Origin of the sequence: Shinella sp. 838, from assembly GCF_029623935.1 — a bacterium.
Classification (GTDB): Bacteria; Pseudomonadota; Alphaproteobacteria; order Rhizobiales; family Rhizobiaceae; genus Shinella.
This window is the reverse complement of record NZ_JARSBQ010000001.1, coordinates 1,401,060-1,421,346: the sequence shown is the minus strand read 5'-3', so window position 1 is coordinate 1,421,346 and position 20,287 is coordinate 1,401,060. Positions and strand designations below refer to the sequence as shown.

13 protein-coding genes and 1 pseudogene are annotated in these 20,287 nt (G+C 66.2%); 5 read left to right on the top strand and 9 right to left on the bottom strand.

Annotation, left to right across the window (positions count from 1 at the left end; translation table 11 throughout):
• Position 1: 1 nt before the first annotated feature.
• Both P9A16_RS06690 and P9A16_RS06685 read right to left on the bottom strand, forming a co-directional pair.
• Positions 2–322 (bottom strand): 2Fe-2S iron-sulfur cluster-binding protein, encoded by a 321-nt coding sequence (locus tag P9A16_RS06690; protein WP_023512203.1) that lies wholly within the window; start codon positions 320–322, stop codon positions 2–4.
• Positions 323–524: 202 nt separating this feature from the next.
• Positions 525–893, bottom strand: coding sequence for an Hpt domain-containing protein (locus tag P9A16_RS06685; RefSeq protein ID WP_023512204.1), 369 nt, complete (start codon positions 891–893; stop codon positions 525–527).
• Positions 894–1,422: 529 nt separating this feature from the next.
• Between P9A16_RS06685 and P9A16_RS06680 the strand changes: the two genes are divergently transcribed.
• Both P9A16_RS06680 and P9A16_RS06675 read left to right on the top strand, forming a co-directional pair.
• On the top strand, positions 1,423–8,076 hold the full coding sequence (locus P9A16_RS06680; protein WP_278025582.1) for a hypothetical protein: 6,654 nt from the start codon (positions 1,423–1,425) through the stop codon (positions 8,074–8,076).
• 204 nt (positions 8,077–8,280) lie between these two features.
• The gene (locus tag P9A16_RS06675; RefSeq protein WP_023514982.1) at positions 8,281–9,252 is read left to right on the top strand and encodes a Tim44 domain-containing protein; all 972 of its coding nucleotides are present in this window, start codon (positions 8,281–8,283) and stop codon (positions 9,250–9,252) included.
• Positions 9,253–9,462: 210 nt separating this feature from the next.
• Here P9A16_RS06675 and P9A16_RS06670 read toward each other — a convergent pair whose 3' ends face one another.
• The 4 genes from P9A16_RS06670 to P9A16_RS06655 form a co-directional block, all read right to left on the bottom strand.
• Positions 9,463–10,065: an ABC-type transport auxiliary lipoprotein family protein gene (locus P9A16_RS06670; RefSeq protein WP_439603670.1), complete on the bottom strand. Its 603-nt coding sequence runs from the start codon at positions 10,063–10,065 to the stop codon at positions 9,463–9,465.
• A gap of 149 nt (positions 10,066–10,214) precedes the next feature.
• Complete coding sequence (locus P9A16_RS06665) at positions 10,215–11,585, bottom strand: MlaD family protein (protein ID WP_023514980.1); 1,371 nt, start codon at positions 11,583–11,585, stop codon at positions 10,215–10,217.
• 60 nt (positions 11,586–11,645) lie between these two features.
• Positions 11,646–12,431 carry an ABC transporter ATP-binding protein gene (locus P9A16_RS06660; RefSeq protein ID WP_443021627.1) on the bottom strand — a complete coding sequence of 262 codons (786 nt, stop codon included), beginning with the start codon at positions 12,429–12,431 and terminating at the stop codon, positions 11,646–11,648.
• Between the two features lie 8 nt (positions 12,432–12,439).
• Complete coding sequence (locus tag P9A16_RS06655) at positions 12,440–13,591, bottom strand: ABC transporter permease (protein ID WP_024271081.1); 1,152 nt, start codon at positions 13,589–13,591, stop codon at positions 12,440–12,442.
• A gap of 130 nt (positions 13,592–13,721) precedes the next feature.
• Between P9A16_RS06655 and dgcA the strand changes: the two genes are divergently transcribed.
• The gene (dgcA, locus tag P9A16_RS06650) at positions 13,722–14,705 is read left to right on the top strand and encodes an N-acetyl-D-Glu racemase DgcA (RefSeq protein ID WP_023514977.1); all 984 of its coding nucleotides are present in this window, start codon (positions 13,722–13,724) and stop codon (positions 14,703–14,705) included.
• Here the strand turns inward: dgcA and P9A16_RS06645 are convergent.
• Both P9A16_RS06645 and P9A16_RS06640 read right to left on the bottom strand, forming a co-directional pair.
• A pseudogene (locus P9A16_RS06645) lies at positions 14,675–15,391 on the bottom strand (MFS transporter); the annotation flags it as partial. The gene dgcA and the pseudogene P9A16_RS06645 sit on opposite strands and share 31 nt — an antisense overlap.
• 312 nt (positions 15,392–15,703) lie before the next feature.
• On the bottom strand, positions 15,704–16,540 hold the full coding sequence (locus P9A16_RS06640) for a UDP-2,3-diacylglucosamine diphosphatase (RefSeq protein WP_023514975.1): 837 nt from the start codon (positions 16,538–16,540) through the stop codon (positions 15,704–15,706).
• 235 nt (positions 16,541–16,775) lie between these two features.
• On the opposite strand from P9A16_RS06640, the gene P9A16_RS06635 reads away from it, so the two are divergent.
• The gene (locus P9A16_RS06635) at positions 16,776–19,088 is read left to right on the top strand and encodes an NADP-dependent malic enzyme (protein WP_024271082.1); all 2,313 of its coding nucleotides are present in this window, start codon (positions 16,776–16,778) and stop codon (positions 19,086–19,088) included.
• Positions 19,089–19,103: 15 nt separating this feature from the next.
• Here the strand turns inward: P9A16_RS06635 and P9A16_RS06630 are convergent, their stop codons facing one another.
• The gene (locus tag P9A16_RS06630; protein ID WP_023516842.1) at positions 19,104–19,466 is read right to left on the bottom strand and encodes a winged helix-turn-helix transcriptional regulator; all 363 of its coding nucleotides are present in this window, start codon (positions 19,464–19,466) and stop codon (positions 19,104–19,106) included.
• A 110-nt stretch (positions 19,467–19,576) separates the two neighbouring features.
• Here P9A16_RS06630 and P9A16_RS06625 point away from each other — a divergent pair, with 110 nt between their 5' ends.
• Positions 19,577–20,284 (top strand): glutathione S-transferase family protein, encoded by a 708-nt coding sequence (locus P9A16_RS06625; RefSeq protein WP_023516843.1) that lies wholly within the window; start codon positions 19,577–19,579, stop codon positions 20,282–20,284.
• Positions 20,285–20,287 lie beyond the last annotated feature (3 nt).

The window sequence follows — 20,287 nt, the reverse complement described above, 5'->3', positions numbered from 1 at the left end:
GTCAGGCCTGGCGTTCGGGAACGTGGACCACGAGCCCGTCAAGCGCATCCGACATCTTGATCTGACAGGAGAGCCGCGAGGTGGGGCGCACCTCGTAGGCGAAGTCCAGCATGTCCTCTTCCATCGCTTCCGGCGGGCCGACGGTCGCGCTCCAGGCATCGTCGACATAGACGTGACAGGTCGCGCAGGCGCAGGCGCCGCCGCACTCGGCCTCGATGCCGGGCACGGAGTTGCGCACGGCGTTTTCCATGACCGTGGAGCCGTTGGCGACATCCAGTTCGTGGCGCGTGCCGTCAAAGGCGACGATGGTGAGTTTGCTCATGATGGCTTCCGGATCCTCAAGACTGCCCGGGCGGGCGAACGAACGGCCGGCGGAAGGATGGTCGAACGCGCCGGTTTTCCGCGGACGTTTCCAACAAAACCCCTCCCCAGTCAACATCGCGCGCCCGGCAGGATCCGGATGGTCCGGGCGCGGCATCGGCTTTTCCCGCCGCGCCAGGGAAGACACGGCGGGTCTGCGCCGTTCAGCGGCAGAGTTTCAGGATGAAGTTTTCCGCCTCGACCACGGCGGCGGCAACGCCGGCAAGCGCGATTGCATCGGCCGGATTGTCCTCGAGCACAGCGGCCGCCTTGCCGACGGCGGTGGCGCCGACGGACTGTGCGGAGCCCTTGAGGCGATGGGCGACGGCAGCGCGGGCGGCGCCCTCCAGGCTCGCCAGGTCCTTCATGCTCGCGCGCGCCTGCCGCGCGAACATCTGCAACACTTCCAGCTCCAGCCCCTTGTCACCCATGGTCTGGCGGGCAAGGTGTACCAGATCGATCGGCTTTTCCCCGGAATGGGACATGCCGCCTGCATTGTCCGGCGCCTCGAATGCAATGTTGAGCGCTGCCATTTGCCAATATCCTTATAGACGCGATGTACGCATGTTTCTTTGTGGTGCACGCAGGTGTCGATGCGGCACGGGTGTTTCCGTCGTTCCGCACAGGGACATGGGACGTTCATTCTGCGCGGCCGGCGCGCCTATCCGATTAAAAGACGGCGCAAAATGGGCATGAATCGCGAACTATGGTTAACGGCTGAAAAATAGCCATTTTCGCAGGTTTTCCATCGCGATACAGAATCGCCCGATATTAACTTCCTGTTAAGTTTCGGGCGAAGGGAGATGGCAATGAATTGTGTGATACAGGCTAATGTGTCACTACGATACGACCGGATAGTCCCGGTGGATAAGCCGTGGGCGGAGATACACCGCTTCGCCTTTTCGGTCTATCGAGCGAATTTGGAATGAACGGCGGTCCGGACGCTGCGTGCCATGAGGGTATGCAGCAAGACCGGCCACCAACCGGACCGGTTCGAATGCGCCTGAGCAGCGGCAGCGCGCATGAAGCCCGATCCCGGACATGGTAACGAGGCGTATCCGCATGGCGACGAACAAGCCCACCGAGTCGATCGACGACAAGGCCTTCCAGGCCCTGGAAGAAGCACTGAAGATCGACTTTGATGATCTAGCGCCGGAGACGCCCTCGAAGAAGGACGCTTCGGAGGCCCATGTGTCTGAACCAGCAAGCCGCGTTCCGAACAAGACGCAGGAAAAGCCTGCGAGCCGCCCTGCATCCGGCGAGACCGCGCGTGGCCTCAGCCCCGAGCAGGCACCGAAAACCCCGGCCTTCACCCCCGCCAACGACGGCTCCCGCAAGACGCCTGCCGCGATCCTGAAGTCGCTGGACGTGCGCTCGGGCCGGGCCTCGATCCGCATGGCCATCCTGATGTCCATTCTCTGGGTCATCGGCGGGCTGGGCGTTGCCAACCTTCTCTATGCGCCCGAGATCTGGCAGATCCGCTCGGTGGCCGACCTGGTGGCGCTGCCCGGTGCCATCGGCATGGTCGTCGCCATCGTCATGCCGATCATGCTCTTCTTCGCCTTCGCGATCATGATCTCCCGCGCCCAGGAACTGCGCAGTGCCGCCCGCTCCATGGCGGAAGTCGCACTCCGTCTCTCCGAGCCGGAAACCGTCGCGAGCGACCGCATCATGAGCGTCGGCCAGGCCGTCCGCCGCGAAGTCTCCGCGATGAACGAGGGCATCGAGCGTACGATCGCCCGCGCAACCGAGCTCGAAACGCTCGTGCATTCCGAAGTCAACGCCCTCGAGCGCAGCTATTCCGACAACGAGATGCGCGTGCGCACCCTCGTCCAGGAACTCGGCTCGGAGCGCGAGGCGATCGTCAGCCATGCCGAGCGCATCCGGTCGTCGATCTCCGGCGCGCACGAACAGCTGAAGGACGAGTTGGCCAGCGCCGGCGACAACATCACCCAGCGCCTCGCCACCTCGGGCGAAGCCTTCGCCTCCATGCTCGACACCCGCGCCGCGATGCTGATGGAGAAATCCGACAGCGCGACGCAGACGATCGGCGCCATGCTGTCGGCCCGCACCGACAGCCTGCTCTCGACGCTCAGCTCCTCCGGCCTCGCGCTCGCCAACGAGTTCGACAGCCGCCTCGACCAGCTCACCAAGAACCTCGATTCGCGCGGCCGTGACCTGCTGCAGCAGTTCGAGACCCGCGCGAGCTCGCTCGACACCAATACGGAAAAGCTGAATGCCGCGTTGAACGAGCGCGCCAAGCAGCTCAATGAGACGCTGATCGCCCGCACCCGCGAGATCAGCGAAAGCCTGTCGATCGGCCAGCAGGCCGTCACCGGCGGTCTCGACCACATTCTCCAGTCGATGAACGCCGCGCTCGACGAAAAGGGCGCGCAGTTCCGCCAGAGCCTCAAGAACGCCGCCGACGACACCGTCATGGACCTCGACCTGCGCACCGGCTTCTTCGACGAGCGCATGCACGCGACCGTCGGCCAGATTGCCAGCGCCTTCGACCATCGTGTCGAGGAGTTCACCCAGGCCTTCGACCAGCGCGCCGGCTCGCTCGACAGCAAGCTGATGGAGAGCCTTGCCCGCATCAACGAAACGGTCGCCAGCGGCCGCGACGCGATGGATGGTATCCTCACCTCCAGCATCGACCGTCTCGGCAACACGCTCACCGACCAGTCCTTCGCACTGGCCACGACGCTCGCCACCAGCCAGGAAGTCCTCGAAAGTGCGGTCTCCGGCCATGCCGACGCCATCTCCAATGCCGTCAGCGGTGCGCATGAACGCATGGGCGCGGTCCTCTCGGAAAAGTCCGCCGCCCTTCTCGGCGGCCTCGCCGACGTGCAGAACCGCATCGAAAGCGGCTTCGGCACCCGTGCCGAAGCGCTGGCGGAAAGCATTTCCGGCAGCGAACGCCGCCTGACGGACGCGCTGGATTCGCGCGGCTCGGCCATCGCCACCGACATCGAGGCCGCACAGGCCCGCATGGAAGAGGCCCTTGGCGCCCGCGCCAGCGCCCTGGTGGAAAGCATTTCCGGCAGCGAGCGCCGCCTGACGGATGCGTTGGATTCGCGTGGCACCTCCATCGCCTCCGGCATCGAAACCGCCCAGGCGCGCATGGAAGAGGCCCTCGGCGCCCGCGCGGACGAGATCGCCTCGACGATCGCCGCCAGCCACAACCGCATCGACAGCGCGCTGTCCGAGCGCACCACCGCCCTCTCCTCGATGCTGAACGAGACCGGCAGCCAGCTCGAACAATCCGTCGGCGCCGCCGCCGGCCGTGTCGAGAACGCCCTGACGGGCGCCGCCCGCCAGATCGACGACGCCATCACCGGCCGCACGGCCAATCTCGCATCGGTTCTGTCCAACAGCGCCGGCGCGATGCAGTCCGCGATCGACGCGGCGGCTGAACGCGTCGAAACAGTCCTCTCCGAAGGCAACCAGCAGCTCACGGGCGTCCTGCATGGCCAGGCTACCGAATTCGCCGAAGCCTTCTCCGGTCGTGCCGCCAACATCGCCGAACAGCTTTCGGGCCGCGCATCCGAACTAGCCGGTTCGCTCGTCTCCACCCACGAGCAGATCCGCGCGACGCTCGACGACCGCATCGACGCGATCAACCTCGCCATCACCGAGGGCCGCAACCAGCTCACCGAAACGCTCAACGATCAGGTCACCTCCATCGGCACCTCGATCGCCACCAGCGCCGGCATGCTGGAACTGTCCATGGAGCAGCTTTCGGACCGTGCGTCGACGCTCACCGGTTCGCTGGCCTCCACCCATGACGAGATTCGGGCAACGCTCGACGACCGCATCAACGCGATCAACCTCGCCATCACCGAGGGCCGTAACCATCTCACCGAGACGCTGAACGACCAGGTGACCACCATCGGCACCTCGATCGCCACCAGCGCCGGCATGCTGGAACTGTCCATGGAGCAGCACGAGGAGGCTCTTCGCCGCACCATCGACGGCAGCGGCGCCCTGCTCGACCAGCGCGTGCGTGAAAGCGTCGGCGCCGTCGCGGAACGCCTCGTCGAAACCTCGGCGAAGATCGTGCACGCAGCCGACACCTTCGGCAGCCGCATGGAGCAGACCGTCGACAACGTCGCCAACCGCTTCGACACGACCGGCAGCCGCCTCGAGGAAAACCTCGGCAAGCTCGAATCCCGCATCGAATACAGCGTCGACCACGTCTCCGGCCTTGTCGATACGGCAGCATCGCGCATCTCCGACACCCTGTCGGAGCGCCTCACCGATCTCGACCGCGCCGGCGGCGACGTTTCGCTGCGTGTATCCGAAGCCCTCTCCCGGCCGATGGCCGAGGTGGAGCGCATCGGCGACGAGACGACGGCACGCATCGCCGCCGCCCTCGCCGGCCGCGTCACCGACATCGAGCGCCTTGGTGCCAGCGCTGCCGAGCGCATCGAAGGCGCCCTCTCTGGCCGCCTCACCGATATCGAGCGCGTCACCGGAGAAGCTGCCGAACGCATCGACGGTGCGCTGGCAAGCCGCGCCGACCAGATCGCCCGCGTCGCCGGGGAAGCGGCTGACCGCATCGACGATACGCTGATTGCCCGCGCCACGCAGATCGAGATGACCGTCGGCAGTGCCGCCGAGCGTATCGACAGCGCCCTCGTCAACCGCGTCGACGAGATCAACCGCGTCGTCGGCCAGGTCGCAGACCGCATCGACGACACGCTGCTCGCCCGCGCAACGCAGATCGAGCTGACGGTCGGCAATGCCGCCGAGCGCATCGACGGCGCCCTCGTCGGCCGCGTCGACGAAATCAGCCGCACCGTCGGCGAGGCTGCCGAACGGCTCGAAGGCGCGCTCCTCAACCGCGCGAGCCAAATCGAACGCACCGTCGACAGTGCCGCCGAACGCATCGACGGCGCCCTTGTCGGACGTGTCGACGAAATCAGCCGTACGGTCGGGGAAGCCACCGAACGTCTCGAAGGCACGCTCCTCAACCGCGCGAGCCAGATCGAGCGCTCCGTCGGCGACGCCGCCGAGCGTATCGATGGCGCCCTCGTCAACCGCGCCGACGAAATCAGCCGCGCCGTGGGTGAGGCTGCGGAGCGCATCGACGGAACCCTGGCCAGCCGTGCCAGCGACATTGCCCGCATTGCCGGAGAAGCCGCCGAACGCATCGACGGAACACTCGTTGCACGCACCGGCGACATCGAACGCATCACCGGAGAGGCTGCGGAGCGCATCGCCGGCACGATCGACGAGAAGACCGGCCGCATCGAGGAACGCCTCGGCACGATGGACCGCGCGCTGACCATCGGTCTCGACAGTGTCAACCGTACGATCGACGGCAAGGCCGCAGGTCTTGCCGCAACGCTGCGCGACGCCGTTTCGCAGGCCGCCCAGGACATGGACGCCGAAGCGGTCCGCTCCGCCCAGTCGCTCGCCAAGACCGGTGAGGAATTCGCCAGCCTCAGCTCGTCGCTGCGCGGCGCCGTCTCCCGTGCAGCCCAGGAAATGGGCGTCGAGGCCCAGCGCGCCGCCGAAAACATCGCCCGCACCGGCGAGGAGTTCGCCGGCAACCTTTCGGCCCGCAACGAAGCCTTCGCCCGCGCCGTCGAAGAGACCACCTCCTCCGCCGTCGCCCGCTTCACGGAAACGGAAAACCGCCTTGCCGACCAGGCCCAGTCGCTGCGCGCCGGCCTCGGCGACGTCGAAAAGGCTCTGGAAGCGCGCGGTGCCTCCATCCGTTCGACGCTCGACGAACGCACCCGCGAGCTCAACTCCATGCTGGCGAGCCGCACGGAAGAGCTGGCCCGCCTGATCGACGAGGAAGCCCGTCCGGTCATCGACAGCTATGCTGCCGTCGGCCGCGAGGCTGCCGAAGGCATCGGCGGTGTCGCCCGTGACGCTGCCGAGCGCATCAGCGGCGTCGCCCGCGAAAGCGCCGAGCGCCTGCGCAACGAGAACGCCGCGCTCATCAACGCGATCTCCGCCCGCACGGCCGATACGCTCGCCGCCATCACCAGCCGCACGGAAGAAGCCGCCGGCACGATGCGCGAGATCGAAAGCGGCCTTGCCGCCAATGTCGAAAGCCTGATCGCCCGCCTCTCGGAAAGCAACGGCGCGATCGCCGGCATCGTCGATGCCGCCAGCCAGACGCTCGGCGCCATCGATGGCCGTCTGATGAGCACGGCCGAACGCTTCTCCACCTCCGCCGAGCGCGCCTCCGACATGGTATCCACCACGTCGCGCCTGCTCGAGGGCAAGGTGGACCGCCTGTCCGACATCTCGTCCGGCACGCTGTCGCAGATCGGCGGCATCGTCGGTCGCTTCGAGGACCACTCGAAGATCCTGTCGCAGGCCTCGGATCTGCTCGCCGCCGCCCAGTCGAACCTCGTCTCGACGCTGGAAGAGCGCCAGGACGCGCTGCGTTCGCTCTCCGTCGGCCTCGTGCAGCGCTCGGAGGAGATCGAGAAGACCATGCAGTCGCTCGAAGGCATGGTCGAGGGCGTCTTCACCCGCGCCGAGGAGCGCTCGAACCTCATCGCCGGCAACCTGCGCGGCGGCATCCAGACGTCGTTCGCCGAAGTCGGCCGCATCCTCGGCGAGACCGAGAAGCGCGCCGAGGCCGCTGCCAACACGCTGCGCGAGCAGCTGACAAAGGCCGGCGAGGAAGCAGGCCAGTCGGTCGAGGGTTCCTTCGCCCGCGCCGAAGAGCGGACCAAGGAAGTGGCGAACCGCCTGCGCGGCAGCGTCGGCGCCTCGCTCTCCGATGTCGATCGCCTGCTCACCGAAAGCGGCAAGAAGTCCGAAGCCGCCACGACCGTCATGCGCGAAACGCTGCGCGAGGCCGTCGAGGAAGCGGTCGGCAAGTTCTCCGGCGCGACCGAGGAAATCCGCCGCGCCGCCGCCGACATCCGCAAGGAGCTCGACCAGACCCGCGGCGAGCTGAAGCGCGGTGCCTTCGACCTGCCGGAAGAGGCCAAGGAAAACGCGGCGCAGATGCGCCGCGCCGTCAGCGAGCAGATCAAGGCCCTGCAGGACCTGTCCGACATCATCGGCAAGTCCTCCTCGGCGCTGGAAGTCTCCCGCCCGGCCGCGGTTCAGGCCAAGGTCGTACAGCAGGCACAGCCGGTGCAGGAAACCCGCGTCGAGCCCCGCCGCGAGGAGCCGGCCCAGCAGCTGCGCGGGAGCCTCGGCCTCGAGCGTGCCGCACCGGCCACGGTGCCGCAGCGCGCACAGCCCCTGCCCGCGGAATCCGAAGCCAAGACCACCGGCGAAGGCGGCTGGATGCGGGATCTCCTGCGCGGCGCCGTCTCGCGTGAGGAGGCCCAGTTCGGCCAGCCGCGCGCCGATGGTCAGGCGGCTCGTCCGGACAGCCGCAACCCGCGCCATGTCGTCGAATCGCTGAACTCGCTCTCGGTCGATATCGCCCGCGCCATCGACCACGATGCCTCGGTCGACCTGTGGCGCCGCTACCAGCGCGGCGAGCGCGACGTCTTCACGCGGCGCCTCTACACGCTGAAGGGCCAGCAGACGTTCGACGAGATCAAGCGCAAGTACGAGCGCGAGCCGGAGTTCCGCACCGCGGTCGACCGCTACATCTCGGACTTCGAGAAGCTGCTCGCCGACGTCGCCCGTAACGACCGCGACAAGGTCATGACGCAGACCTACCTCACCTCGGACACCGGCAAGGTCTACACCATGCTGGCCCATGCGGCAGGCCGCTTCAGCTAAGCTGATCCGGACGGAAAACGAAACGGCCGCCCGCAAGGCGGCCGTTTTGCGTTCAAGGCCCCAATTGGCGGAGCTGATAACGCACCTTTGATGAGACATGCCCTTCCGGGTGACCGATTTCCGGCGACGGAACCTTAAAATCCGGCTCTCCAGCCGCTATATGCGAACCAACGCGCCTGCGGGCGCATGGGAAGAGAGACGGAAATGATCTTTATACAAGGCTTTGGACGCATTCTGGCGACGCTGGCAGTCGCGGTGATGGTGATGATGACGGTGGTGGACGTGGCGGAAGCCCGCCGCGCCGGCGGCGGCCTCGGCAGCCGCGGCAGCCGCACCTTCTCGACGCCCTCGACGACGCGCACCGCACCGACGGATGCCCAGCCCATCGACCGCACCATGACGCGCCAGCAGTCGGCCCAGCCGTCCGCGGGACGCAACGCCACGGCCACCAATCCGCGCCCCGGCCTCTTCGGTGGTTTCGGCGGCACGCTGCTCGGCGGCCTGATGCTCGGCGGCCTCGTCGGCATGCTGATGGGCCAGGGGCTCGGTGGCGGCATCGGCATGCTCGGTCTTCTCCTGCAGATCCTGCTGATCGCCGGTGTCTTCCTGTTCCTCCGCCGCATGTTCGCGCAGAAGAATGCCACCGCCTATGCCGGCAGCGGCCATGCCCGCAACGCCACGCCGGACGGCGGCTCGCAGTTCAAGATCCCGAGCATCGGCGGCGGCAGCCGTCAGGCCGCACCGCAGCCGAAGGGCGGCGACGAGCTCGGCATCAAGCAGGCCGATCTCGAACAGTTCGAAAGCATGCTGAAGGAGCTGCAGGCGGCCTATGCGGCCGAGGACTTCCGCACGTTGCGCCAGATCACAACGCCGGAAGCCATGTCGTACCTTGCCGAGGAACTGAGCGACAACGCCACTCAGGGCCTGAAGAACGAGGTGCGCGACATCCACCTCGTGCAGGGCGACGTTGCCGAAGCGTGGCGCGAAGGCGCCGACGAATACGCCACCGTCGCCATGCGTTACGAGAGCATCGACGTGATGCGCGACCGCTCGACCGGCAAGCTCGTTTCCGGCGATCCGGACAATCTGACGGAAGCGGTCGAGATCTGGACCTTCGTGCGCCGCGACGGCGGCGACTGGAAGGTCTCGGCCATTCAGGGCGTCGAAAACGCCTGACGGGACGGCTGCGCGTCGGCGCGGCCCCTCATCCCGTTGTCGCAACCTTCTCCCCGCAAGCGGGGAGAAGGAGCAAGGGGCACAGTTTTCCAATCAACATGGCGTTGTTTGCCTGGGGAAACCCGCAAGGCACTCCCCTTCGCCCCGCTTGCGGGGAGAAGGTGCCGATAGGCGGATGAGGGCCTTTCTACGCCCGCGTGTCGAAAGAAATCAGATCGCGCCGAGCGTCCAGCCGACAATATCGGCCGTGACCGCGGCAAAGGCCGCGTCGAGCGCCTTCACGAAGGCCGGATTGCCCGCACCGCCAACCGGAACCGTCGCACGAAACACCTTCTGTGCCCGGACAGTCCCGTTGCGGTCGTTGAGCAGCTTTGCCGAAATCTCCACCACCGCCGCATCGGCGCCGGCGGTCTGCACCTCGAAGGCGCGGATATCGGTGACGATCTGGTAGTCGATCGCCAGCCCCTCGCCCGGCTTGCCGACACCGCCAAGACGGCCGGTGTTCTCGAAAGCCTGCACGAGCTTGGCCTGCACCATCTTGCTCAGGCTGTCGCTCCACTGCGCGCCGGCAAGGTACTGGATTTCGGAGGCGGACGGGCGGATGACGATCTGTTCGCTGTCGAGCGCCTTCAGCGCCGAAGGCTGCGGCACGAGGATCTGCCGGCTCTTGGCCGAAGGGCCTTCGACGGCCGTGACGGAGGAGAGCGCGAACGTATCGTTCTTGGCCTGTGTGCTGCCGCAGGCGGCAAGCGTCGTCGCCAGGACGGCCACGAGCGCGGCGCGCGCCGCAGTCCCGTTCCGCAACAAACCCATACCCGAACTCGTCATGTCGTCCTCAAACCCTTGTAACTGCCTGTGTAGCAGCGGCACGGCATGCTGTCACGGCTGCGCGGACGGACAAATCCGCCTCGGCCCGCCGGCGGCCGGCAGTTGTGGGGATAGGGCCACACCTTGCGGCCGGATCAGCGCCGGTTGCGACCGTCATACTGCTTGACCGTGTCGCCGCCGAAGAGCAGGCGCTGCGGATTGCGCTCGAAGCCGGAGATCGCACCGTCGAGATTCTGGATGGTGCGGCGTGTATCAAGCACCAGCGCCTCGATATCCCGCAGCCCCGAACCGGAGAATCGCTGCAATCCGTCGGCAATCGGTCCGATCCGCCCGTTCAGCGTATCGGCCGCCTGCTTGATCGACTGCAGCGTCGCCTTGGCCTCGGCGAAGAGCGATTCGGAATCCCCCTCGCCTAGGAAGCCGTCAAGCTTGGCGAGCACGCCATCGACGCGCGTGGAGGCGGCATTCAGCTTGTTGCTCATCTGCTGCACGTCGGTGATGATCTGGTCGATATCCTCCTCGCGGGCGCCGATACGGTCGGCGACGCCCGTCACGGAGGCGATGGCCTTGCGGGCATCGGCAGTCGCGACCGAAATGTCGTTGATCGCCCCGCCGACCTTCTGCGGATCGACCGCAGCGATCAGGCTGTCGATCTTGTCGAGCGAGGCCGTCGCCTGCTTGCCGAAGGTATCGAAGGTCTCGGCCGTCTTGCGGAAGCCCTCGACCGTGGTCTTGATGTCGCCGGACGCGGCCGCGATGTCCTTGCTGACCTTGTCGACATTGCCGACAAAATCCTCGACCTTCTTCGGGTCGACAGCCTTGATCAGCTCGTCGACCGAGGCGAGCGTCGAATCGAGCCGGCCGGAAAGATTGCGGAAGGTTTCCGACAGGCCACCGACGCTCTGCAGGAACTCGTCCACCTTCTCGCCGTTGCGGGCGAGCGAGCCGGAGAACTGCTCGGCATTCTGGATGGTCGTCGTCAGCGGCCCTCGTGCATCGGCGACGAAGCCCTGGATATCGGTGATCGCCGCATCGGCACGCTTCAGGATCTTGTCTGCGGTCGACAGGATGTTCGTCACGCTCGACTGTTCCGCCTGCAGCACCGCCGGAACCTCGGTATCGAAGGCCTGGCGCAGGATGTTCGGATCGGCAGCACTGCCGCCGGAAAGCTCGATATAGGCCGCGCCCGTCAGACCCTGCACTTCAAGCACCGCGGTCGTCGTCTGCTTGACCGGCGCGCTGGTCGAGACCTCCGTCATGGCGACGGAGAAGAGCGGATCGTCGGCATCGATGGCAAGGCTGCGTACGGAGCCGACCGGGATGCCGTTGAAGCGCACGGGCGAGCCGATGCTGAGCCCGTTCGCCGATCCCGGGATGCGGATCGCCAGCTGCGCCATCTCGCCGCCGCGGCCGTATTGCGACATCCAGTAGACGAAAGCGAAGGCGGCAGCCATGACGAGGACGGTGAAGAAACCGACGAGGGCGTAATTGGCTTTGGTTTCCATGCTTCGGGCTATCCTGCTCGCAGTTCCATCCACCCGGGCCCATCGGCCCCGGACACGTCCTTACGTTTTGCGCACGATCGATCGCGCGCGCTTGCCCCGGAAATAGGACTGCACCCAGGGGTCGTCAAAGGCCAGCATGTCCTCGATCGTGCCTTCGACCATGACCTTCTTCTGCCCGAGAACGGCGATGCGATCGCAAACCGAAAACAGGCTGTCGAGGTCGTGAGTCACCATATACACGGTCAATCCGAGGGTGTCGCGCAGTTTGGCGATCAGCTCGTCGAATTCCGCCGCGCCGATCGGATCGAGGCCCGAGGTCGGCTCGTCGAGGAAGACGAGCGCCGGGTCGAGCGCCAGCGCCCGCGCCAGCGCCGCACGCTTGATCATGCCGCCCGAAAGCTCGGAGGGAAATTTGTTCGCGGCCTCCGGGGCAAGGCCGACAAGCTCGATCTTCAGCCGCGCCAGCTCGTCCATCATCGACTGCGGCAGGTCGAGATATTCGCGCATCGGCACCTGGATGTTCTCCATGACCGTCAGCGAGGAAAAGAGGGCACCGTGCTGGAAGAGCACGCCGAGCTTCATGTCGAGCGCCAGCCGCTCGGCCTCGCTCGCCTTGTCGAAATCCATACCGAAGATGCGGATGTTGCCGGAGCGGCGCGGCAGAAGGCGCAGCACCGTGCGCATCAGCACCGACTTGCCCGTGCCGGACGCGCCGACGAAGCCGAGAATCTCGCCGCGATAGATATCGAGATTGAGCTCATCCAGCACGATGTTGCTGCCGAAGCCGACGGTCAGATCCTTGACCGAAAGCACCACGTCGTCCGCCTTTGCCGAAACCTGCTCCATGGACATCCCTAGAAATCGATCGCGGCGTAGAACATGGCGAAGAGGCCGTCGACGAGGATGACGACGAAGATCGACTTCACCACAGCGGCGGTGACGTGGCGGCCAAGCGATTCGGCGCTGCCGCCCACCTTCAACCCCTCGACCGAGGCGACGATGCCGATGATCAGCGCCATGAACGGCGCCTTGATCATGCCGGACACCACCGTCGAGAGGTCGATGGCCTCGCGAAGACGCGACAGGAAGGTGTCGAAGGTGATGCCGGAATAGGACCAGGCGACGAAGGCTGCGCCGCCGAGGGCCGCAAAGTTGGCGATGATGGTTAGCAGCGGCAGCGCCACCGTCAGTGCCACCAGCCGCGGGAAAACGAGCACGCCGATGGGGCTGAGGCCCATGACCTTCAGCGCGTCGATCTCCTCGCGCATCTTCATCGAGCCGATCTCGGCCGTGATCGCGCTGCCGGAGCGGCCGGCGATCATGATGGCGGTGAGCAGCACGCCGACCTCGCGCAACTGAAGGATGCCGACGAGGTCGACGACGAAGACCTCCGCCCCGAAGTAGCGCAGCTGGAAAGCGCCCTGCTGGGCGATGATCGCACCGATCAGGAAGGACATCAGGAGGATGATCGGCACCGCGCGGACACCCATATGGTCGATCTGGTGCACGATCGCCGAGGGCGAGACGCCGCTGCGGCGCCCAAGCTTCAGTTGCGCGCCCCGCACCGCCGAGCCGAGGATGAACATGGCGGCGACCGTATCGTCCCAGACGTCCATCATCGCGCGGCCGATGGGGGTGAAGATGCGCTCGAACAGGGTGCCCTTCCCGCCGCCGCCATACCGTGGTTCGGCGAGCTTTTCCGGCAGGGCAGAAATCAGGTCGGCGTAGTGCGTACCCTCGCGATCGGTAAGGCTGACCTCGTTGCCGCCGCCCTGCCGCTCGGCGATCGCCCGGCGCAGCAGCCAGGCGCCGGCCGTATCCATGGCCGAAACGCCGCTGAGGTCGATTTCCAACGCACCGGCCTGCCCGCGGCCGATATCGGCCAGCCGCTTGCTGGCGGCAACCGCGTTCGTGTTCACCCACTCGCCGGAAAGGCGCCAGACCTCCCGGCCGTTTTCAGGCGGGTTTTCGATCGCGATGTCGAGGGGGGAACGGGTGGCGGTCAAGTCTCTTGCATCTTCCCGTGCTTGGGACAACATGCGCCTGTCTTACCGGCTCGCCGCCCATCTGTCACCGAACGAACCTGCAAAAGCCCCTTCCCGCCTCGATTTTTTCAAGCCTGCCAGGATCAGTCCCATGCGCCGCACGATGCTCGCCACCACCGAAAGCTTCCCGATTGCCGGCACCTTCACCATTTCGCGCGGCGCCAAGACGACGGCCGAAGTGGTGACCTGCACGATCGGCAGTTCGGGCCTTTCCGGCCGCGGCGAATGCGTTCCCTATGCGCGCTACGGCGAATCGGTTGCCGGCGTGCTCGCCGCCATCGAGGACATGCGCGGCGCCGTGGAGGACGGCATCGGCCGCGAAGAACTGGGCAGGATCATGTCCGCGGGTGCGGCCCGCAACGCCCTCGACTGCGCGCTCTGGGATCTCGAGGCGAAACTGTCGGGGGTGCCGACCTGGCAGGTGGTCAATGCCGCGGCGCCGCAAAAGCTCGTCACCGCCTTCACGCTCTCCCTCGGCGAACCCGAGGCGATGCAGCGCCAGGCCGCACAGGAGGCAGGCCGCCCGCTTCTCAAGGTCAAGGTCGGCACGGCGGACGATGCCGCCCGCATCCGCGCGGTGCGCGCCGGCGCCCCCGAGAGCGCCATCATCCTCGACGCCAACGAGGGTTGGACGCCGGAAAACCTCGCCTATCACTTCGCGCTCTGCGCCGAGGCGCGCATCGCCCTTGTCGAGCAGCCGCTTCCGGCCGGAAACGATTCGGCCCTGCGCGACATTGCCCGCCCGGTCCCGATCTGCGCCGATGAGAGCGTGCACCAGACGCAGGACATCCCCAAACTTGCCGACCGCTACGACGCGATCAACATCAAGCTCGACAAGGCCGGCGGGCTGACGGAGGCGCTCGCGCTGCGCGAGGCGGCGAAGGAATGCGGCCTGAAGATCATGGTGGGCTGCATGGTCGGCACGTCGCTGGGCATGGCCCCGGCCGTGCTGTTGGCGCAGGGCGCCGATTTCGTCGATCTCGACGGCCCGCTGCTGCTTGCCCGCGACCGCGAACCGGGTCTGCGCTATGAAGGTTCCACCGTCTATCCGCCCGAGGCCGCGCTCTGGGGCTGAACACGCGGCGCGACGATGCGTCCGGCAATGACCGAGAGAAGACCGGCAGCGGCAACGAGCGACATCAGGTAGAAGCCCTGGACGCCGTACCAGCTGAAGGCATAGCCCGAGACGAAGGTGGCGAGCGCCGTGAAGACGCCGGTGTAGAAGAAATAGAGCCCCTGCGCCGCCGCCTCCTGCTCCTCCGCCACGCGCTCCACGAGCCGGCTCTGCGCGCTCATATGGATCAGCGCGTAGGTGAAGGCATGCAGACATTGCAGCGCGAAATAGCCGGCAAAGGACATGTCCATCGGAAAGAGGATCCAGCGGCCGACCGCAACGGCGCCGCCGACCATCATCATGGACCAGAGATTGAAGCGGCGCCGCAGCTGGACGGCAAAGAGGAAGAAGAGCACTTCGGCCAGAACGCCCGCGCTCCAGAGAATACCGACATCGACGCCGCTGAACCCCATCTTCTGCCAGTAGATCGCCGAAAAGGCGAACAGCATGGCGTGGCTCGCATTGACCAGCGAGACGCCGATCAGCATGAACTGCACATCCGCCTGCCGCAGCGTGCTCTTCGTCGGCATGGTCGCGATCGCGGCAATCGGCGACGGACGGCGCGGCTTGCCGATCCTGGGCGCGATCACCGCGCCGATCACGGTCAGCACGAAGGCCACCGCCATCGCCGGCAGCACCATCGCACCGCAATACGGCGGCGCGCCGGCGGTCACGGTAAAACCGGAGGGGGCATTCATTGGCGGGGAACCTGCGTTGGAACGCCCTCCGCTCTATCATGCCGATGTACGTACGCCAATGCGCTATTTCTGCCCACCGGCGGGAATGCCGAACTTGTGAAACCGGACACAGGCGCAGCGCGATCCGCCAGCTTCCGCCCCATGCTTTTGCATCCCGGATGCACGCAAGTTGCCGCAGGGCAGTTCCGCTTTTCTTCGAATCGCGGAAACGCTCTATCTCGTTTTTACGCAAAACCACTACGCGCTTCCGCTGGAATTTCTCTAAGCGGCCTCCGGCTCCCGGGTCTCGATCGCCAGCATCCGGTGCGAGACCGGAAGGACTTCGGCGGGGCTTGAGGCGAGCTTCTGCCAGGTGATCAGTTCCATCTCCCCGTCATGGTGTTCGGCAATCGCCGTGCAGCTCTCCACCCAGTCGCCGCTGTTGATATAGCGGATGCCGTCGATCTCGGTGATGACGGCGTGGTGGATATGGCCGCAGATCACGCCGTCGGCATCGTGGCGCCGCGCCTCCTCGACGACCACCTTCTGGAACTCGCCGATGAAGTTCACCGCCGTCTTGACCTGCTGCTTGGCCCAGGAAGAGAACGACCAGTACGGCAGGCCGAGCCGGCGGCGGATGGCGGCGAAGACCACGTTGATGGCGATAGCCGCGTCATAGGCCCAGTCGCCGAGATAGGCGACGACGCGGGCATGGCGCACGACGACGTCGAACTCGTCGCCATGCAGCACGAGATAGCGCTTGCCGTCGGCCGCCTCGTGGATGATGCGATCGGCCACTTCCACGCCGCCGAAATGGGTGCCGGGGAAGTCGCGCAGGAATTCGTCGTGGTTGCCGGGAATGTAAATGATGCGTGTGCCCTTGCGCGCCTTGCGCAGCAGCTTCTGCGTGACATCGTTGAAGGCCTGCGGCCAATACCAGTTGCGCTTCAGGCGCCAGCCGTCGACGATGTCGCCGACGAGCACGATCGTTTCCGCTTCATGATGCCGCAGGAAGTCGATCAGGAAGTCCGCCTTGGCCGCCTTCGATCCCAGATGCACGTCCGAGATGAACAGCGTGCGGAAGTGGCGGACAGTGGGGTCGGCAAGGGTCGCAGTCATGCGTTCTTCTCCGGGTGGCCGGCCGCCGCGGTGGTCGTCGGGAGGGGCGGCTTTCAACCCGTTGAAAACCAGACTCCTGTTTCAGATTGATGACACACCTATGCCTTTTTCGGCGGCAAATAGGCATTGCACAGGCCGCTGATTGCGGCTTTATGGAAGACTCGGAAAACTTCACGTCGCGGCGGTTTCGCAGAGCCAAGAGCCGCAACGAAAACAGCATATGGCAGGGAGCATCATGAGCACGGGTGACAAATCGCGGACGCAGGACGGTCCGGCAAGCGGCGACATCGACCAGCAGGCCCTCTTCTTCCACCGCCACCCCCGCCCCGGCAAGCTCGAGATCAACCCGACCAAGCCGCTCGGCAACCAGCGCGATCTGGCGCTTGCCTATTCGCCGGGGGTCGCCGCGCCCTGCCTTGCCATCCGTGACGACCCCAACACGGCCGCCGACTACACGGCACGCGCCAACCTCGTCGCCGTCGTCTCGAACGGCACGGCCGTGCTCGGCCTCGGCAATATCGGTCCGCTCGCCTCCAAGCCCGTGATGGAAGGCAAGGCGGTGCTCTTCAAGAAGTTCGCCGGCATCGACGTCTTCGACATCGAGATCGACGCGCCGACCGTCGACGAGATGGTCAATGTCGTCTCGGCGCTGGAGCCGACCTTCGGCGGCATCAACCTCGAAGACATCAAGGCGCCGGAATGTTTCGAGGTGGAGCGCCAGCTGCGCGAGAAGATGGATATCCCCGTCTTCCACGACGACCAGCACGGCACTGCCATCATCGTCGCTGCAGCGGTCCTCAACGGCCTGGAGCTCGCCGGCAAGGCGTTGTCGGACGCCAAGATCGTTGCTTCGGGCGCCGGCGCGGCCGCGCTTGCCTGCCTCAACCAGCTCGTTTCCCTCGGCGCGAAGGTCGAGAACATCTGGGTGCATGACATCGAGGGCCTGGTCTACAAGGGCCGCGAAGCCCTGATGGACCAGTGGAAGAGCATCTATGCGCAGGAGACCGACAAGCGCCAGCTCTCCGAAACCATCGACGGTGCGGACGTCTTCCTCGGCCTGTCGGCCGCCGGCGTGCTGAAGCCGGAGCTGCTCGCGCGCATGGCGGAAAAGCCGCTGATCATGGCACTCGCCAATCCGACGCCGGAAATCATGCCCGAGGAGGCGCGCGCCGCCCGCCCGGACGCGATGATCTGCACCGGCCGGTCGGACTTCCCCAACCAGGTCAACAACGTCCTCTGCTTCCCCTACATCTTCCGCGGCGCGCTCGATTGCGGCGCGCGCACGATCAACGAGGAGATGAAGATGGCCGCCGTGCGCGCCATCGCCTCCCTCGCCCGCGAGGAAGTGTCCGACGTCGCCGCCCGCGCCTATTCCGGCGACACGCCGAGCTTCGGTCCGAACTACCTCATCCCCTCGCCCTTCGACCAGCGCCTCATCCTGCGCATCGCGCCGGCCGTTGCCCGTGCGGCGGCGGAAACCGGCGTGGCGACACGCCCGATCGCCGATTTCGACGCCTATCTCGACCAGCTCAACCGCTTCGTCTGGCGCTCGGGCTTCGTCATGAAGCCGATCTTCGCTGCGGCGAAGAACGCGGCCAAGAAGCGCGTGATCTTTGCCGAAGGCGAAGACGAGCGTGTGCTGCGCGCCGCCCAGGTGCTGCTGGAGGAGGACATCGCCAAGCCGATCCTCATCGGCCGCCCGCAGATCATCGAAGCGCGCCTCAAGCGTTACGGCCTGCGCGTCCGCCCGCAGACGGACTTCGAAGTGGTGAACCCCGAGGACGATCCGCGCTACCGCGATTATGTCGACGACTATTTCCGCATCGTCGGCCGCCGTGGCGTCATTCCGGAAGCCGCACGCACCATCGTGCGCACCAACCAGACGGTCATCGGCGCGCTCGCCCTCAAGCGCGGCGAAGCCGATGCGCTGATCTGCGGCGTCGAAGGGCGTTATGCCAAGCACCTGCGGGATGTCAGCCAGATCATCGGCAAGAAGGAGGGCGTGCTCGACTTCTCCGCCCTCAGCCTGCTGATCTCCCAGCGCGGCGCCACCTTCTTTACCGACACCTATGTCACCTTCGACCCGACGGCCGAGGAAGTGGCACAGATGACGGTCATGGCTGCACAGGAAATCCGCCGCTTCGGCATCACGCCGCGCGCCGCCCTGGTCTCCCATTCGAACTTCGGCTCGCGGGATTCCGACAGCGCCTTCAAGATGCGCCGCGCCATGGAGATGGTGCGCGACATGGACCCGACGCTCGAGGCGGACGGCGAAATGCACGGCGATGCCGCGATCTCCGAGGCGCTGCGCCAGCGCGTCATGCCGAATTCGACGCTGTCCGGCGAAGCCAATCTCCTTGTCTTCCCCAATCTCGACGCCGCCAACATCACGCTCGGCGTCGTCAAGACGATGACGGACAGCCTGCACGTCGGCCCGATCCTGCTCGGCGCCGCCATGCCCGCCCATATCCTGTCGCCGTCGGTCACCTCGCGCGGCGTGGTGAACATGGCCGCCCTTGCCGTGGTGGAAGCCTCCTACCCCGCCTGAGCCGCAATCCCCGCCTTACGAAACGGCCGCCGCCTCGGCGGCCGTTTTTGTTTGCGGTGCCGGGTGCGCGGCATCCCGCGCCTCCCACCAGTCGCCGAGCGCATCGACCAGCGGCAGCAGCGTCAGGCCGGATGGCGTGAGGTCGTATTCGACCCGCAGCGGATAGCCGTCGAACACCGTGCGCTGCACGATGCCCGCCTTTTCCAGCTTGCGCAGTTCGAGCGTCAGGATGCGGTGCGAGACGGTGGGATTGTCGCGCCTGAGGTCGCTGAAGCGCTTCGTTCCGTCCTTGAGGTAATAGATCAGCAGCGTCGGCCAGCGGCCGCTCAAGACCTGCATGACCTCCTCGATCGGGCAACGGGAAACGAGATCCTTCATGACGGGCTCCGGCGTGGTGACAAAAATGTGCGTAATTTACATGGGGGCAGGCAAGGCTTAGGTCCAGTGTCGCTGCGCAGCGTGGTCAACAGAAATCACGGAGAAGAACATTGGAACCGATCCTCGTCTACGGCTTCCCCGCCGGAAGCTCCATGGGCCTTGTCGCCGCGCTGGAGTGGCTGGGAAAACCCTATCGCCTCTGCCGCGTCGACATGCTGGGCGACATGCGCGACCCTGCCTATGCCCGCCTCAACGCCCGGCATGAGACACCCGCCCTCGTCACCGATGACGGCCGGGTGATCACCGAAACCATGGCCATCGCCCATTGGATCGCCGCACGCGACACGGAACGGCGCGTCAGCTTCGAGGCAACGGCGGCGGAAGCCGACCGCATGGTTCAGCTGATGGCCTTCCTCAACACCGGCTTCACCGGTTCCTTCAGCCCGCTCTGGTCGGCGCTCGAACTGGAGACACCGGACCCGGTGCTCGAAGATTCGCTGCGTCGCTGGGGCCGCGAGGGTGTCATCGAACGGCACGACAAGCTGGAGACGATGCTCGGCAACACGCCCTACCTTGCCGGCGACCGTCCGACATTGGCGGACGGCGTGCTCATCGGCGTCGCCCGCTGGCTCGACTACCACGCCGTCGCCCCGGCAAGTCGCTGGCCCCGAATCGAGGCCATCCGCCGCCGACTGGAGGCCGACCCTGCCGTCGTGTTCGCCACCGCACTTGAAAGCGGCGAGACACCGGCCGGCAACGGCGCCTTCAAGGGCCACGTTCCGCTTGCCGAGGTCATCGAGCGTTTCGGAAAGGCCTGAAGA

What these genes read in the sequence shown, in the direction of transcription:
- dgcA (WP_023514977.1), top strand. Translation starts at nt 13,722, where the DNA reads ATGCGCCGCACGATGCTCGCCACCACCGAAAGCTTCCCGATTGCCGGC.
- P9A16_RS06630 (WP_023516842.1), bottom strand. Translation starts at nt 19,466, where the DNA reads ATGAAGGATCTCGTTTCCCGTTGCCCGATCGAGGAGGTCATGCAGGTC.
- P9A16_RS06640 (WP_023514975.1), bottom strand. Translation starts at nt 16,540, where the DNA reads ATGACTGCGACCCTTGCCGACCCCACTGTCCGCCACTTCCGCACGCTG.
- P9A16_RS06635 (WP_024271082.1), top strand. Translation starts at nt 16,776, where the DNA reads ATGAGCACGGGTGACAAATCGCGGACGCAGGACGGTCCGGCAAGCGGC.
- P9A16_RS06680 (WP_278025582.1), top strand. Translation starts at nt 1,423, where the DNA reads ATGGCGACGAACAAGCCCACCGAGTCGATCGACGACAAGGCCTTCCAG.
- P9A16_RS06685 (WP_023512204.1), bottom strand. Translation starts at nt 893, where the DNA reads ATGGCAGCGCTCAACATTGCATTCGAGGCGCCGGACAATGCAGGCGGC.
- P9A16_RS06660 (WP_443021627.1), bottom strand. Translation starts at nt 12,431, where the DNA reads ATGGAGCAGGTTTCGGCAAAGGCGGACGACGTGGTGCTTTCGGTCAAG.
- P9A16_RS06675 (WP_023514982.1), top strand. Translation starts at nt 8,281, where the DNA reads ATGATCTTTATACAAGGCTTTGGACGCATTCTGGCGACGCTGGCAGTC.
- P9A16_RS06690 (WP_023512203.1), bottom strand. Translation starts at nt 322, where the DNA reads ATGAGCAAACTCACCATCGTCGCCTTTGACGGCACGCGCCACGAACTG.
- P9A16_RS06665 (WP_023514980.1), bottom strand. Translation starts at nt 11,585, where the DNA reads ATGGAAACCAAAGCCAATTACGCCCTCGTCGGTTTCTTCACCGTCCTC.
- P9A16_RS06670 (WP_439603670.1), bottom strand. Translation starts at nt 10,065, where the DNA reads ATGGGTTTGTTGCGGAACGGGACTGCGGCGCGCGCCGCGCTCGTGGCC.